Source organism: Nocardia mikamii NBRC 108933, assembly GCF_001613505.1.
Taxonomy (GTDB): Bacteria; Actinomycetota; Actinomycetes; order Mycobacteriales; family Mycobacteriaceae; genus Nocardia; species Nocardia mikamii.
In genome coordinates this window covers 1-12,652 of the sequence record NZ_BDCM01000017.1, presented here as the reverse complement: position 1 = coordinate 12,652, position 12,652 = coordinate 1, and the positions used below count along the sequence as shown (strand labels likewise).

Here is a 12,652-nt window from a genome sequence, read left to right as displayed (position 1 = left end):
CGGAAGCCCATGGCGCCGGCGTATTCGGACTTCGTTACCTTCGCCGAGCAATGGCTGTTCCCGTTCGTCACCGTCCGTCTCGCCGAAGCCAACCGGGAACACACCTGGACCTGGTGCAGCCAATGGTGGCGCCACCGCGCGGTGAGCGTGCGGATCGCTCACCTGCACCGGGGCTTCGAAGCCATGCGTGCCGACAAGAACGCCGCGGGCCTGTCGACCTTCATACTCCATCACGTCGACCCTCACTTCGGCGTCATCCTCGACGCGGCCAACGGACCCCTGCACCGCTGCACCCGCACCAAACACGTCGCCCTCCCGTCACTTTCCTGCGAACCCGTGCCGCCCGGATGGTTCAAACCCCCGGGCAAGTCCGATACCGAGTCCGGCAACACCAAGCCCTATCGGTTCGGCCACTATGCCGATTTCGTCGAGCAGTGGCTGCTGCCGGTCACCGCGGTCCGCATCGCTGCCAACCACCGCGAAGACCAATACACGTGGTGTCGACGCTGGTGGGACCACCGCAGCGTCGCCGTGCGCCTCGCCGCCCTACATGTCGTATTCGAAGCCGCCCGCGTCGCCGAGGACGGCTCTGCCATGTCGACACTGTTCGTCTCCCACATCGACCCCCACTTCCGGTACATCCTCGACGCCGCCAACGGGCCCCTACACCGCTGCACCCCAGACCACCACACACCCGAAACCGGACTACCCACCGCAGACGTCCCCGCCAACTGGTTCACCACACTCGGAAACACCGCCCCGACAGACGATCTGGGATTCGGACCAGACTTCCGGGACCACCCGGAACACCGATGAGTGCCATACGCGGACCCGTACGCGTCGATGACGATCCCGGGTGGCGGGTGGGTGCCCCCGGGGGAACCGCTGAAGCAGCAGCGTGGGAATTGACGTCATTGTGACCATGTGGTGGGTCGGGCTGATGCAACAGCGCGACTGGTCACGGATGCCGCTTGGCTGGCGACACACGTGTGCCTGACGCGGTACCCGATGGCGGTGCGGCGTAGGGTCTCCGCGACCCCGAAACCCTTCAGGAGTTGTCTTCGATGGCCGACCGCCACCTGATCGACGTCCATATACTTCTCACCGACAGTGACCGGCTTCTGCTGACCCGTCGCGGCGGCACCGATGAGTTCGCCGGTCGATGGCACCTGCCTTCGGGAAAGCTCGACAAAGCAGAGGCCATCACCGCGGCCGCAGCGCGCGAGGCGTATGAGGAAGTCGGGGTCGTGATCGATCCCGCTGATCTACGCGTTGTTCACGTCGTGCATGTGGCTGGCTCGGGTCCGGAGCCGCGTCTGGGCGTGTTTCTGCACACGACGCGGTGGCAGGGCGAGCCGGTGAACCGAGAACCGGACAAGTGCCTGGGAGTGACGTGGTTCAGATTCGACGAGCTGCCCGACGACATCATTGAGTACCCGGCCATCGGTATCCAGGCCTTCCTCGACCGTGACGCCGCGTTGTTCAGCGAATACGGTTGGCCCGTTCCCGCTGTCGTGTAGTTCAGCCGTGGGTGCGTGCGTATTGCGTGCGGCTGAGGTAGGTCAGTTTGTCGCGGATGTAGCTGATCGGTGCTTCTGACAGCTGGATGCCGGTGGAGAAGTTGAATTCGTCTCGGCCGTACATGGTTTCGTCGACTCCACCGGCGGTGAGGTCGACGGGGGAGTAGTCGAGCAGCTGCTGCGGTGTGTAGCGGCCGGTGGCCATGAGGCGGGTCCATTCCGGGGTGCCGGGGTAGGGCCGGAACTCGAACACGCTCGCTCGAAACGTCCCCGGGAGAAGGTCTGTGGCGTCCCACAGTCGGTGGATCAGGGTTTCGGTGTCGTCTATCTCCTCTTTCGTTTCACCGGGGAAGCCGAGGATGAAGTAGCCCTTGACGTTGATGCCTCGCATCAGAAGCCGGTGGGCGACGCGGACGGCCATTTCGGGGGTGATGCGTTTGTCGATGTATCGCAGGACGCGGTCGCTGCCGGATTCGATGCCGAGCGCGACCTCGCGTAACCCGTTGGCCGCCAAGGTATCCAGCATGGCGTCGGATGTGTGGTCGAGGACGTTGATACGCCCGGTGGCGTCCCAGCGTGCCCAGTCGCCGATGCGTTCGGTGCTGAAGGCGTTCATCATTGTTTCGATGACCTTTTTCCAGCCGAGGAACAGGTCGTCGACGAACCGGAATGCGGTCACATCGTGCTGCTCGCGCAGCTGCGTCAGTTCCTCGATGATGTTGTGGGGCTTGCGAACTCGGATGGTGATGTCGGGGTTGGCGCTGGCAGCGGCGCCGCAGAAAGTGCAGTTGTAGGGACAGCCGCGGGCGCCGACCATGTTGGCTTCCCAGCGACCGCCCTCCCAATGGGGGTCCTGGCACAGGTAGGCGCGATCGACGAACGGCATCGTGTCGATGTCCGGTGCCAGATGGTGCTGCATACCGGGGACGCCGCCGGTGACCGGAGTTTTCAGGATCGGGTCCAGCCACATGACCCCGGGGAGTCGAGTGCGGTTGTGGTGATCTCTCAGTAGCTCGGCTACTCGGGTTTCGGCTTCTCCGAGTACCAGTGCGGCGCAACGGCTCATTCGAGGGTCGGTGAGTATGGCGGTCGGCATTGCCTTGGCCTGGTGGCCGCCGAGCATGACCGAGATGGCGGGGTCGAGTCCGGCAGCGATGGTCGCGGAGATGTCGTAGGTCGGCGCGAGCAAGTTCATTCCCGCCCAACGCGGGCGGGCCTCGTTCACTACGTCGATTGTTTCGCTGATGCCGAGGCCGTGGGCTTCGGCATCGAGGACGGCGACGTTGTACCCTTGGTGGGCTGCGTAGGTGGCGATGTAGGCCATCCCGAGCACTGGGAGTGTGAAGTCGTTGACCCGCGGCCGGACGGAATAGTCGCGTAGCGGGGCGTTGACCAGGAGCAGGTCGAGGTTGCGTTTCGGGTCGGCTCCGGCGAGCGGGTCAGTATGCGGTCGAGCGGTCGAGCTTTCCATGGTTGATCCCCCACGTGAGTGTCAGAATTGTCCAGGCGGACAACTGGTTTCCCGCCATCTCTTCCCAGGCGGCCTTGAACGCCGGCGCTCCCTTGGGCCAGTCCCGCTCGGGGTTGAGGCGCCGTGCCGCCGGTTGAACAGCGATGTCGGAGTAGTCGTAGAAGCTGAAGTCGTTGGTGTAGTCGGCGACAGCAGTACATGCCGTCCATCGCCCGACCCGGGGGATGGTTTGCAGCGCCTGCACCAGGTCGATGGCGGGCAACGTTTCCCAGACCTCGCCGTGGGTGAGGAAGCAGCGTGCAGCGTCGCGTAGCGCTGACTTGGGGAATGCCGCGCCGACGGTTCCGAACTGTTCGTCGGTGAGGGCGAGGATCCGATGCGGCTCGGGGAACAGCCACGCCGTCAAACCGTCGCGGGTGACAGGTTCACCGTAGGCGATGCAGAATCTGAGGTATCGGGTGCGGGCGTGTCCGGCTTGGACCACTTGCCGCATAATCGCCGCCGTCACCGCATTCCACAGCGACGGATTGGCTACGCGCACAACAATTCCGGCATTCTTCAGCGGCGTCACCAGGTCGTCGGGGCCGGACAAAACGCTCGGATCCACCGTATCGATTCTTATGGTGCTTCCACCGGAGTCGACGGCTTCGGTTCCCTCGGCAGAATCAGCCTTGATCAACACGGCTGAATCGCCGACGGCGACGGCCCGGTATGCGGCACCGGCGTCGGTATGCAGCCAGGCGGGGTGGTCGGTCATGATCATGCAGTACGTCCTTCGCTAGCGTGATGGTCCGGCGGCGGGCCCGACGAGGTGGGCGATGGCCAGGGTGGTCTCGTTCTCCGTGTGCTCGGTGCAGTCGATCACATGGACCGGCCAGCCACGTGTGCGGAGATCCTCGGCGACCTGGTCGAACAACTCCAGTTCGCGGGCGATGCTGTAGTCGGGCTGGCGTTCGAACCGGTTGTGTGCGCCGCGCGCGGCGAGACGGTCCGCGATGACCTTGGGGTCGGCGCGTAGGACGACCGCTACCTCCGGGACCCGAATCCCTTCGTTCAACTGCCATACCCGCTCCGCGGGGACCCCGTCGAGTACTTGTAGGACCAGGCTGGACGGCAGGTACCTGTCGCACACCACGATCTTCTCGTCGGCGAGTGCGGGCACGATCTCCACGCGCTGCTGGTGATGTCGGTCCCCAGCTACTAAGCACGCCAAGGCAATTCCGGTATAGGTGTCGGTGTACTCGCGTATGTGGTCACCGAGCACGGTGCGGCTCGGCTGGCTGGTCGCGTACGCGGGTAAGCCTGTGCTGTGCAGATGTTTCACCGTCGATGTCACAGTGGTGGACTTGCCGACTCCACCCGCGCCGTCGATCGTGATCAGCCGTCCCGTCACCATCGGCTCCTCGTGCTCTTGTACCGATGCTCTGTCCCAACGAGCGACATCCTCGGACGTAGACGCCTCGACTCGATAAACATCTCTCCCAACCCTTCCAAGGCACAGACCGCTACGGGAATTTTGGAATAGTCGGCCCCGTTCCGGCGGCGTCGAACTGCGGTGACGGTCACGGCTCGCTGTCCTCCTCATCCTCGATGCGCTGTCGGATCTCGGCCACGGAGCGGCCTTTCGGGATCCGGCTCGGCCAACACCACAGCGCGGCCACCACGATCGCCAACACGCCGAGAACGCTCCCGCCGAAAACCCAGATATCGCTCAAGGAAGTGCCCACAATCGTTCGCAGGGCAGCCGCCGGCGCCGGGGATCCGGCGCCTCGAAAGTCACCGAGACAGCCCGGTAGTCGGCGACCCAATGCAATGCGAACCGGATCGCGGCCGGCATGCATGCGACGAGCTTCAGCTCATGAGTATTCGGGACGGTGATAAGTAGGCACAGACCGATGTCCGGTTCGTGCGGTAGCGGCGAGTCGGGTTGAGCTTCAGTGGGTTCGGTGAAGCTCATCTCGGCTCGCTATCGCTTCCCCGGACCGAGGCGTTGTCGGCCAGCCCGCCTAAGACGTCGAGCAGGATCTCGAGGTTCACCCCGTGCGGTAGCGGAGCGTCGTCGGTGCGCCGCGGCCGGAATCTCGGCCCGTGAGCAGCTGCGCGCTCGCGAGGGATGTCGACCGGCGGAACGATCTTGCCCTCGCGGACGAGGCAGCTGTACGCGCTCGCCTTGCGCGGGCATTCGACGGCTCGGCAATTCTTGTGCTGCTGCATGATCTGGTGCGCTGTGTCGGCGGTGAGTGGCTGCAGCGGATGTGAGTGCTCCGGGTCGGAGAAGCCCGGCAGGTCCGCAGCCCAAGTCGCTGGGGGACAGACTGTTTCGAGATCGAACATCTCGCAGACCCGGCTCGGCGTGTTGCCGACGGTTTCCAGGTCGTAGACCACCATCGCGTCGACATTCAGGCTGGCGGCCAGACCGAGCGCGTAGCCGACCGGATCGGTGGCGTCGGCCGGGGGATGCACTGTGTAGAGGTGGAGGTAGCCGAGCCGTTCTGCGTGACGCTGGACCTCCATCGCGTGTCGTGGCGCGTGGGGGCCGGAGACTTCCGCGCGTACGAGGCATATCGCAGTTGGCTTCTGGTTCGGTTGGCCGAAATCCATTCCCTGTCCTCTTGTCTTGTGTGGACGGTTCCTGCCGCCAGGGAGCTACGGTTTGCGGCCGATCGCCGCGTAGGTGGACACCTCGGCGTCGGTTGCCTTGCCGAGGGTCGGGGTGACGATGCCGGGCTCATCGAGGACCAGGTGCTCGAAGAACGCGGCGACTTGCTCGCGGGTGCGAGGCCGGTACAGGATGCCGTCGTTCGTGTATGTGCGGGCGGCTTCCTCGATCTGCTCGGGTGCATGGTCTGCGGTGGCCGTGCTCAGGACGAGCGCGGATCCGGCCGCGAGCGGCGCGAGCAGCGCACGCACCCAGCGCAGCGCGTGGGACTGGCCCGGCACCAACTCGATCACCCCGACAATCGACACCGCGGTCGGCTCGTTGAAATCGAGCCGTTTGCTCGCGAAATCGAGGATGGCTTGCGGATTTTCGAGTTCCCCCGCGAACCAATGCACGGTGTCGTTGGCGGACATCGCGCGGCCATGACACAGCACGAGCGGATCGTTGTCCACATAGACGATGTCGGCGTCCGGTTTTTCGCGCTGGGCGACGAGGTGAACGCTCGGCCCGAGCCCGGCGCCGATATCGAGGAACTGGCGCACCCCATCGCGTGCGAGCGTCTCGATGGCACCTCGGTGGAACACGCGGGCGGCCCGGACCGCGGTGCTGGCGCCCGGAAACTGTGCGCGCACACGCTCGGCGAGAATGCGGTCGACCTCATAGTTGTCTTTGCCCCAGTCGAGAGCATCCCAGACCCGCGCGGATTGTGGTTTGCCCATGGATTCGACGAGCCGGTTGATGAGCCGCTCGTCCCCGGTGTCGGTGCCGGTCATGCCGGCCGCCGCACGGGGGCGATACGGTCGCGTTCCGCCCACCAGCGAAGGCCGTCGGCGACTGCGGCGACGTAGTCGGCGGATGGGCGGGGCAACTTCCGTGCGTCAAGGTGCTGCTCCGGGATGCGCTGGGGGAGTTGGTTCACCGGCCCACCCGGGCGAGCTGGGCCAGCCGGACGAGCTTGGTCGGCGGCGCGACGACAACGACGTCGACGTGGGAGGAGATGGCGTCGGGCACCTGGTCGCCGTCGAAGTGCTGGACGGTGGGGACGATGACGGCCTCGACACCGTCCATCCGGTCGAGGACCGCGCCGAGTCGGTGCTCGGGATCGTCGGTGTGTGAGCCGAAGACGATCGTCTTCTTGAGGTTGTAGCCGTGGCACTTGGCGTGCGCGCGCAGGCGTTCCTCGTCGGCTTTCTGGTGGGTTCCGGAGACGTCGCTCCGCACATATCCGATGGCATCGATGCTCATGGTCAGTTCGCTCTCGATTGCTGGTCCGTGAGTTGGTGGGCCGCTCGCCGCCGGGGATGACGAATTCACCCGGCGGCGAGGTTGACCAGACCGTATGAGCGCGAGACTGATTCACCGGGTACATTCCGTACCCCATACATCGGCGATACGCTTGGTGCTGACGAGCACAATCAGCGGGAGGCACTATCGTGCATGCCGGGAACAGCCTGGCGATTGGCCAGCGGATCAAGATTCACCGCGAACGCGCGGGAATGTCACGCCCCGTCTTGGCGGGGCTGCTTGGACGATCTGGCGGATGGTTGAAGGCTGTAGAAACCGGCCGCCTGCAGACCCCGCGACTACCGATGTTGCTCCGGATCGCGCAGGCCTTGGACATCGAGGACCTCGCCGAATTGACCGGAGATGACCACGCTGTGCCTGTCGTGGTGTTCGCAGGTGAGCGCCACGCTGCGTTGACGCAGGTGCAATCGGCGCTGACCGACTTCCGGATCACGTCGCGTGACCGGCAGCCGAGCACGCAGCATCTCGCCGAACGACTGCGGCAAGCATGGCACATCCGGCACTCCAGCCCGGATCACCGCACACAGCTCGGGGCGCTGCTGCCGGGCCTGATTCGCGACGCGCAGGGCGCCGCACGCACCGCTTCCGGGCCGGAGCGTCGCGCCGCGCGGAAGCTACTCGCCGGCGTCTACCAGCTGGCCGATTTCTACGTGGCATATCAGCCCGCTCCAGAGTTGGTGTGGATGGTCGCCGACCGGGCGCTCGAACAGGGATACGAAGCGGACGACCCGTACGTGATCGCGTGCAGCGCGTGGGGGATGGTCCAGGCGCTGCGCGACTCCGGTCGGTGGGAGGAAGCGATCGATCTTTCCCGGGACTCGATAGACCGCCTTGCCCCGTATATCGAGCGCGACGCGACCGCCGACGATTGGCGTGGAATCGTGGGCGCGCTGGAGGCCGAAATCGCCTACGTCTACGCCCGCCGCGGCCGGTACGGCAACGCATGGGCAGCATGGGAGCGCGCCGATGAGTTCGCCCGGCGGCTCGGTCCCGCGTATCGGCACGTACAGACGTCATTCTCGATGCCAGTGATGTCGGCGCACGCAGTGACGCTTGGTGTCGAGCTCCGACGCTCCGGTGAGGCACTCCGCTCCGCCTCCGGGTTCGACCCGGACGACATCGTGTCGGTGCCGCGTCGCAGCCGTCATTTCATCGAGGTCGCCCGTGCCCACACTCAGCAGGGGGAGTCGACTGCGGCGCTTGCGCTGCTCGCGAAGTCGGAGCGCACGGCCCCGGAGACGATCAAATACAACGGGTATGCCCGCGACATGGTCCTCGGCCTGTTGAAGTCGCCGCCCGCCGGGATGCGCGACGAGGTCCGCGAACTCGGACAGCGCGTCGGTCTAGCCGCGTAAGCTGTTGGGGCACAGTGCCACTGTGCTCGTCAAGGGAGCCGCCTCGCTCTGACCGGGGCGGCTCCCGACGCGTATCCGGCGCACTCAACGCGCGGCCCTGAGCGCTCGCTGCGGCACCCACTGCCGCACCGGCACCCGTCCCTGCTCATTCCCGGTCATCAGCACGAAATCGACCAGGCCGAGCCATGTTCCGTCGGCTGCGCGCGCCCACATGTGCAACCGCCCGGGAGTCTGACCGGTGACGACGAGGCCGCCAACCTTGATACCCATCGCGATGTGATTCCGTCCGAACGGACGGCCGACGTCGGCTCCGGTGGGGAAGATGACGGAGAGGTCGACCAGGACCGGTGGCGGCGGGTCCACGGTGCGGCGGAGGTTGAACGGGTCCGGCCAGTCCTCGAACATGTGTGCGAACTGTAATCGATCCGCTGTTTCGGTGCGGCGAGTGCAACCGAACAGCAACCCGCCCCGTCCTACATGTATGGACGACGTCGAGCGCGCGTCATTGATCAGAGTCGGTATCGACCCCGACGGCGACCCTCGGGAAGTCGCTGAACAGGTGAGGGTGAGTGACTACCTCATCTGCCACGCCCTTTGGCTTCGCAATTGGTGTCGCATACTTTAGGAGATTTTGCGTGCTGGGCCACCGTTTGTGTCTACTTCCCAACGGCGGCCCGTCTCGTCGGTGTAGCGGAGAGCCACGTATTCGGCGGGAACGTCGGGGAGATCCTTCGGGAAGAGAGACAGCGTTTGGTCGGTCTGGAGGCTGAGAACCGGCAACAGCTCAAGTTTCTCGGCCACGCCGCCCGGGTTGGGGTAGAGAATGATCCGCCGCTTGAATTTGAGGTCATCGACCACGACGCCGTCCTGGACGAAGCGGGAAATTTCTAGGTCGAAGATCCGGGAGTTGCGCCAATTCTTCACGTACACCCCGGCTTCCAGCGTCACTGGCGTGACCGAGTCGTCGGTCATGAGTTTCTTCGCGACGACGAACACCAGCCCGGCTTCCCGTGCGCGATCTGCGGCGACCTCGTCTCGCTCTGCCTGTCGAGCGCGTTCGGTGTGTTGGCGGTCGGTTGTTGCTATCCAGAGTGCGACAACGGCCGCTATGAGGCTGCCGAGCGCCCCCAACCACTGCCCGAATCCGGTGTACCAGTCGACATTCTGGCCGTTGGCCTTCGCGAGCTGAGTCCCGCCCCAGAGCAGCAGGACGGCGACCGAGGTCCCGGTCGCCGTCCATAGCCATACAGTCCGAGTACGCGGCCTGCCTAATCGGTCATCGGGCAGTGACACAGCCCTGCACCGCGATTCCGTCGTCGTCGCCGGCCGAGAGGTTGAGGATGTGGCGGCCGTCGGGGAGCTGTGAGTTTCGTCTCGCTCCGCCGGACAGAGACCACACGGCCGCGCCCTTGGCATACCAGACGTCGGCGCTCGACACCCGCTTGTCGCCGTCCATGATGTGCCCGCCGATCCACACGCCGTCGCTGCCGTTGATCGCCCACGCGTTCCCCAGTGAGTACCGGGAGTCGATGAACGAGCCGTTCACCGCGGCGAGGTAGCGGTCTGGAACGGGCTGACACCGCGGCGAGCGAGACACGCCCGGGACGACGGCGGGCGCCGCACTCATCGGCAGGGGCGCCGGCGGGGCGGCGGTCGTGATGGCCGGTGCCGCCACGGTGGTTGGCGTGGCGGCGCGGGCCGAGGTTGTGGCGCTGGCGCGAGTGCTCGATCCGGCGGCCGAGTTCTTCGAATCGTCATCGTCGGTATCGGCGACAGCACCGATGATGCCGAGCAGCAGTACTACGACAGCAAACCCGAGGAAGCTGAGGAGCAGGATCCGCTTGCGCCGCGAGCCGCCGGGGGCGGGCGGGTGTTCGGTTGTCATGCAAGGGGATAGCGCGCAGGCGGCGATTCGTTACCACGGCTGACCAGGGTGAAACCAGAAATCGGCCGTAGGCTACAGTCGTCGGGCCGAAGAGAACCCCGACCGACTGAGGTGCTGGTCAGGGGTAGTTTCTGCTGTGCCCTCGGCAGGGTTCGAACCTGCGGCCTTCTGCTCCGGAGGCAGGTTTGGCATGTACGGTGTGGTCCGTATCCTGGCGATTCGGCTTCGCCACCCGGTCAGGCTATCTGCGGTTGTCTGGCTGTGTCCGTGACACTTGTGACACGCTCGTGACAGCGATCCGAGACCGGAATGGCCTACGGCAACACTCTTCCGGCGAGGCGACTTGTACTAGTAGCGGCCCGGCATACCGTCGGCGATGGCCGAAATCCGAGTTGGGGACCGCATTACATGCGTCAGGCAGTCCGGACAGGAATCCCCGGACGGCGAGATCCCGATGGTTCAGTTCTATGGAACGGTTCTTGAGGTACATGGGGTCGACGAGTGGTGCAAGCCTGCCGATGACGGGCATGTCGATTGGTACTGGGTTCGGAAAGACGTTACGCGCGAAGAGCTCTGTGTCTCGGCGATGGAGGCAGGCCGTGATGCGGGTGAATGAGCGTACCGACGATGACTAGGGCTTTTGCGCGATGGATAGGCCGCATATCCGTCTCCGACTGCTCTCTCCCATCATTCTCATACTTGCCGCCCTCAGCGGAAGGCGGCTGGGTCAAGGGTTTTCCCTTGACGCGACCGTCTGGAGCGAGACAATTAGGCAATGAGGAGGGTGGGGGAACCGGGTTCGGAACCACAGCCGCGATCATCGTGTTCGTTGCGGTCGAGGAGAATGTTGGGATGCCTTCCCTCGAACCACGCTCGCTGACATGGCGGCTGCTGGTTGCAACCCGCGCTCTGGGTTTCTTTGCGCCACACCAGAACCGACAGATGCGCACCGTAATTAGCCGCAATCCCCAAACCACTGATGCTGACGGCGACAGCACAATTAAGCCTCTGAATGTCGCGGGCTTCCTGCACTACCTGAATCACGAGGACCCCTCGGTCGAGTGGTTTGAGGAAATCCATCATATTCGTCCAATCCTCCGCCAACTCGTCCGTTCGGGGCGGTTGGAGTTGGCGCATCCGACTGGTCTGCTCTTCGCTGACCAGTACTGGGCAACTCTTGACCACGGCATAACTCGCTTCCAACGCGGCGGATACCTGTGGCTTGCCGACGTACTGGGACCGGAACTGATAGTACGGACGATCGGCGCAGCAACTGTTCTGATCAGTGGACGGACCCGAGAGGGTGGTTTCGGAACCGGTTCAGGGATTGTTTTGGATGACTCGCATGTTCTGACGAACGCTCATGTGGTTCGTGACATGCGGCTCGACGAAGAGATCACCACTTCCTCGGTGTCGCCGCCCTGGTACGAGCATCACCGCGTCGCCCCCGGGCGAGCGCGAGTGGTCAAATTTCACGTCCATGACCGTGTCGACATGGCAGTGATCGAGATCGAGCCGGTCGACGAAGCGATCTATGTGCCGCAGGGATTGGCATTCCGGGATCCTGTCTGGGCCGACGATGTGATCACCCTCGGCTACCCGCCCGTACCTTGTGCGACAGAGTCACCGCTAATCGTGCATCGTGGTGAGGTCGTGAACCCAGAGGTCGGAATGTTGGATGGACCTGGTTTTCTTTACTCGGCGACCACCCGCGGCGGGAATAGTGGTGGTCCGGTAGTCGCGCTCGACGGCAGGGTCGTTGGTCTTGTTGCCCATGCAGTCTTTCAGGAGGGAAACAGTGAGGCTCCGTACTTCCGGTCGATCCCGTCCTCGACACTCGCGCAGGCAGCGACCGAACTCGGATTCTCATCTCTGATCAGATTCGAGGATTGGTCTGGTCAGGAGGGAGCCACCACAGGCCCGCTCGCGAATCAGCAGCAGTGATGCGCTGCCCTTTGTTGGGCAACTAAAAGGTCTGCTGGCGATGAATCCGGACCACAGCCGGTTGACCGGGCTGGGTGCCGGCCGATTCGGGATCGACTGCGGAAGGTAAGTCGGGTACGGCTCGCCTGGTGCCCAAAACTGAGTCATCGATTCGGGAGCTTCCAATGGATGACGAGATGGGCCGTTGGTGCCACGGCCCTCGTGGTATTGGCCGATTTCGGGCGGATATGGCGTAGTTGCTGGTCAGTGGGTGCGGGCCGCGTCGGGGCCGATGAGGCTGGTGAGTTCGCGCATGGCCTGCGGGGATGGTTTGAATGCCGCAGTGAGCTGGTTTGGCTGGGCGGCAACGGTTCTCATCGCGGCCGGCGCGATCGTGGCCGCGGCCGCGGTCACCGTGTTGGTACGCGTGCCCCCCGTTTGACGCTTCCGCTGACTTCCAGCAACCGATTGACCTGTCGGCAGCCGAGCCAAGTACCAACCAAGCACGTCCGCAACCCGAGCCGCTACGGCACA

Annotated in this window: 14 protein-coding genes; 4 read left to right on the top strand and 10 right to left on the bottom strand. The window is 64.6% G+C overall.

The window, feature by feature from the left end:
* The first annotated feature begins 9 nt into the window (after positions 1–9).
* Entirely contained in the window at positions 10–816 is an 807-nt protein-coding gene (locus tag NMI01S_RS26950; RefSeq protein ID WP_063001519.1) for a DUF4913 domain-containing protein, read from the top strand.
* Between the two features lie 248 nt (positions 817–1,064).
* Positions 1,065–1,520 carry an NUDIX domain-containing protein gene (locus NMI01S_RS26945; RefSeq protein WP_063001518.1) on the top strand — a complete coding sequence of 152 codons (456 nt, stop codon included), beginning with the start codon at positions 1,065–1,067 and terminating at the stop codon, positions 1,518–1,520.
* A 1-nt stretch (position 1,521) separates the two neighbouring features.
* On the opposite strand, the gene NMI01S_RS26940 is transcribed toward NMI01S_RS26945, so the two are convergent.
* The 7 genes from NMI01S_RS26940 to NMI01S_RS26910 form a co-directional block, all read right to left on the bottom strand.
* Positions 1,522–2,991: a B12-binding domain-containing radical SAM protein gene (locus NMI01S_RS26940; protein WP_063001517.1), complete on the bottom strand. Its 1,470-nt coding sequence runs from the start codon at positions 2,989–2,991 to the stop codon at positions 1,522–1,524.
* Positions 2,960–3,754 (bottom strand): DNA glycosylase family protein, encoded by a 795-nt coding sequence (locus NMI01S_RS26935; RefSeq protein ID WP_063001516.1) that lies wholly within the window; start codon positions 3,752–3,754, stop codon positions 2,960–2,962. The genes NMI01S_RS26940 and NMI01S_RS26935 overlap by 32 nt, the downstream gene beginning before the upstream one ends.
* Before the next feature lie 15 nt (positions 3,755–3,769).
* Positions 3,770–4,387 (bottom strand): dTMP kinase, encoded by a 618-nt coding sequence (gene tmk / locus NMI01S_RS26930; RefSeq protein ID WP_063001515.1) that lies wholly within the window; start codon positions 4,385–4,387, stop codon positions 3,770–3,772.
* 315 nt (positions 4,388–4,702) lie between these two features.
* A complete protein-coding gene (locus NMI01S_RS26925; RefSeq protein WP_063001514.1) occupies positions 4,703–4,948 on the bottom strand; it encodes a hypothetical protein in 246 nt (81 codons plus the stop codon).
* Positions 4,945–5,592, bottom strand: coding sequence for a hypothetical protein (locus tag NMI01S_RS26920; RefSeq protein WP_157126384.1), 648 nt, complete (start codon positions 5,590–5,592; stop codon positions 4,945–4,947). The genes NMI01S_RS26925 and NMI01S_RS26920 overlap by 4 nt, the downstream gene beginning before the upstream one ends.
* Before the next feature lie 45 nt (positions 5,593–5,637).
* Positions 5,638–6,423: an SAM-dependent methyltransferase gene (locus NMI01S_RS26915; protein ID WP_063001512.1), complete on the bottom strand. Its 786-nt coding sequence runs from the start codon at positions 6,421–6,423 to the stop codon at positions 5,638–5,640.
* Between the two features lie 142 nt (positions 6,424–6,565).
* Complete coding sequence (locus NMI01S_RS26910; RefSeq protein ID WP_063001511.1) at positions 6,566–6,895, bottom strand: hypothetical protein; 330 nt, start codon at positions 6,893–6,895, stop codon at positions 6,566–6,568.
* A gap of 188 nt (positions 6,896–7,083) precedes the next feature.
* Here NMI01S_RS26910 and NMI01S_RS26905 point away from each other — a divergent pair, with 188 nt between their 5' ends.
* Positions 7,084–8,310: a helix-turn-helix domain-containing protein gene (locus tag NMI01S_RS26905; RefSeq protein ID WP_245717049.1), complete on the top strand. Its 1,227-nt coding sequence runs from the start codon at positions 7,084–7,086 to the stop codon at positions 8,308–8,310.
* Positions 8,311–8,394: 84 nt separating this feature from the next.
* Here NMI01S_RS26905 and NMI01S_RS26900 read toward each other — a convergent pair whose 3' ends face one another.
* The 3 genes from NMI01S_RS26900 to NMI01S_RS26890 form a co-directional block, all read right to left on the bottom strand.
* Positions 8,395–8,715 carry a hypothetical protein gene (locus tag NMI01S_RS26900; RefSeq protein ID WP_063001509.1) on the bottom strand — a complete coding sequence of 107 codons (321 nt, stop codon included), beginning with the start codon at positions 8,713–8,715 and terminating at the stop codon, positions 8,395–8,397.
* Between the two features lie 216 nt (positions 8,716–8,931).
* Complete coding sequence (locus NMI01S_RS26895; RefSeq protein ID WP_063001508.1) at positions 8,932–9,603, bottom strand: hypothetical protein; 672 nt, start codon at positions 9,601–9,603, stop codon at positions 8,932–8,934.
* On the bottom strand, positions 9,587–10,195 hold the full coding sequence (locus NMI01S_RS26890) for a hypothetical protein (RefSeq protein WP_063001507.1): 609 nt from the start codon (positions 10,193–10,195) through the stop codon (positions 9,587–9,589). Before NMI01S_RS26890 ends, NMI01S_RS26895 begins: the two co-directional genes overlap by 17 nt.
* An 852-nt stretch (positions 10,196–11,047) precedes the next feature.
* On the opposite strand from NMI01S_RS26890, the gene NMI01S_RS26880 reads away from it, so the two are divergent.
* Positions 11,048–12,139 carry a S1 family peptidase gene (locus NMI01S_RS26880; protein WP_167669947.1) on the top strand — a complete coding sequence of 364 codons (1,092 nt, stop codon included), beginning with the start codon at positions 11,048–11,050 and terminating at the stop codon, positions 12,137–12,139.
* Positions 12,140–12,652: the final 513 nt, after the last annotated feature.

Excerpts from the sequence above, each read along its gene's own strand:
- NMI01S_RS26910 (WP_063001511.1), bottom strand. The coding sequence starts at position 6,895 with ATGAGCATCGATGCCATCGGATATGTGCGGAGCGACGTCTCCGGAACC.
- NMI01S_RS26945 (WP_063001518.1), top strand. The coding sequence starts at position 1,065 with ATGGCCGACCGCCACCTGATCGACGTCCATATACTTCTCACCGACAGT.
- NMI01S_RS26880 (WP_167669947.1), top strand. The coding sequence starts at position 11,048 with ATGCCTTCCCTCGAACCACGCTCGCTGACATGGCGGCTGCTGGTTGCA.
- NMI01S_RS26915 (WP_063001512.1), bottom strand. The coding sequence starts at position 6,423 with ATGACCGGCACCGACACCGGGGACGAGCGGCTCATCAACCGGCTCGTC.
- NMI01S_RS26900 (WP_063001509.1), bottom strand. The coding sequence starts at position 8,715 with ATGTTCGAGGACTGGCCGGACCCGTTCAACCTCCGCCGCACCGTGGAC.
- tmk (WP_063001515.1), bottom strand. The coding sequence starts at position 4,387 with ATGGTGACGGGACGGCTGATCACGATCGACGGCGCGGGTGGAGTCGGC.
- NMI01S_RS26935 (WP_063001516.1), bottom strand. The coding sequence starts at position 3,754 with ATGATCATGACCGACCACCCCGCCTGGCTGCATACCGACGCCGGTGCC.
- NMI01S_RS26925 (WP_063001514.1), bottom strand. The coding sequence starts at position 4,948 with ATGAGCTTCACCGAACCCACTGAAGCTCAACCCGACTCGCCGCTACCG.
- NMI01S_RS26940 (WP_063001517.1), bottom strand. The coding sequence starts at position 2,991 with ATGGAAAGCTCGACCGCTCGACCGCATACTGACCCGCTCGCCGGAGCC.
- NMI01S_RS26920 (WP_157126384.1), bottom strand. The coding sequence starts at position 5,592 with ATGGATTTCGGCCAACCGAACCAGAAGCCAACTGCGATATGCCTCGTA.
- NMI01S_RS26950 (WP_063001519.1), top strand. The coding sequence starts at position 10 with ATGGCGCCGGCGTATTCGGACTTCGTTACCTTCGCCGAGCAATGGCTG.
- NMI01S_RS26890 (WP_063001507.1), bottom strand. The coding sequence starts at position 10,195 with ATGACAACCGAACACCCGCCCGCCCCCGGCGGCTCGCGGCGCAAGCGG.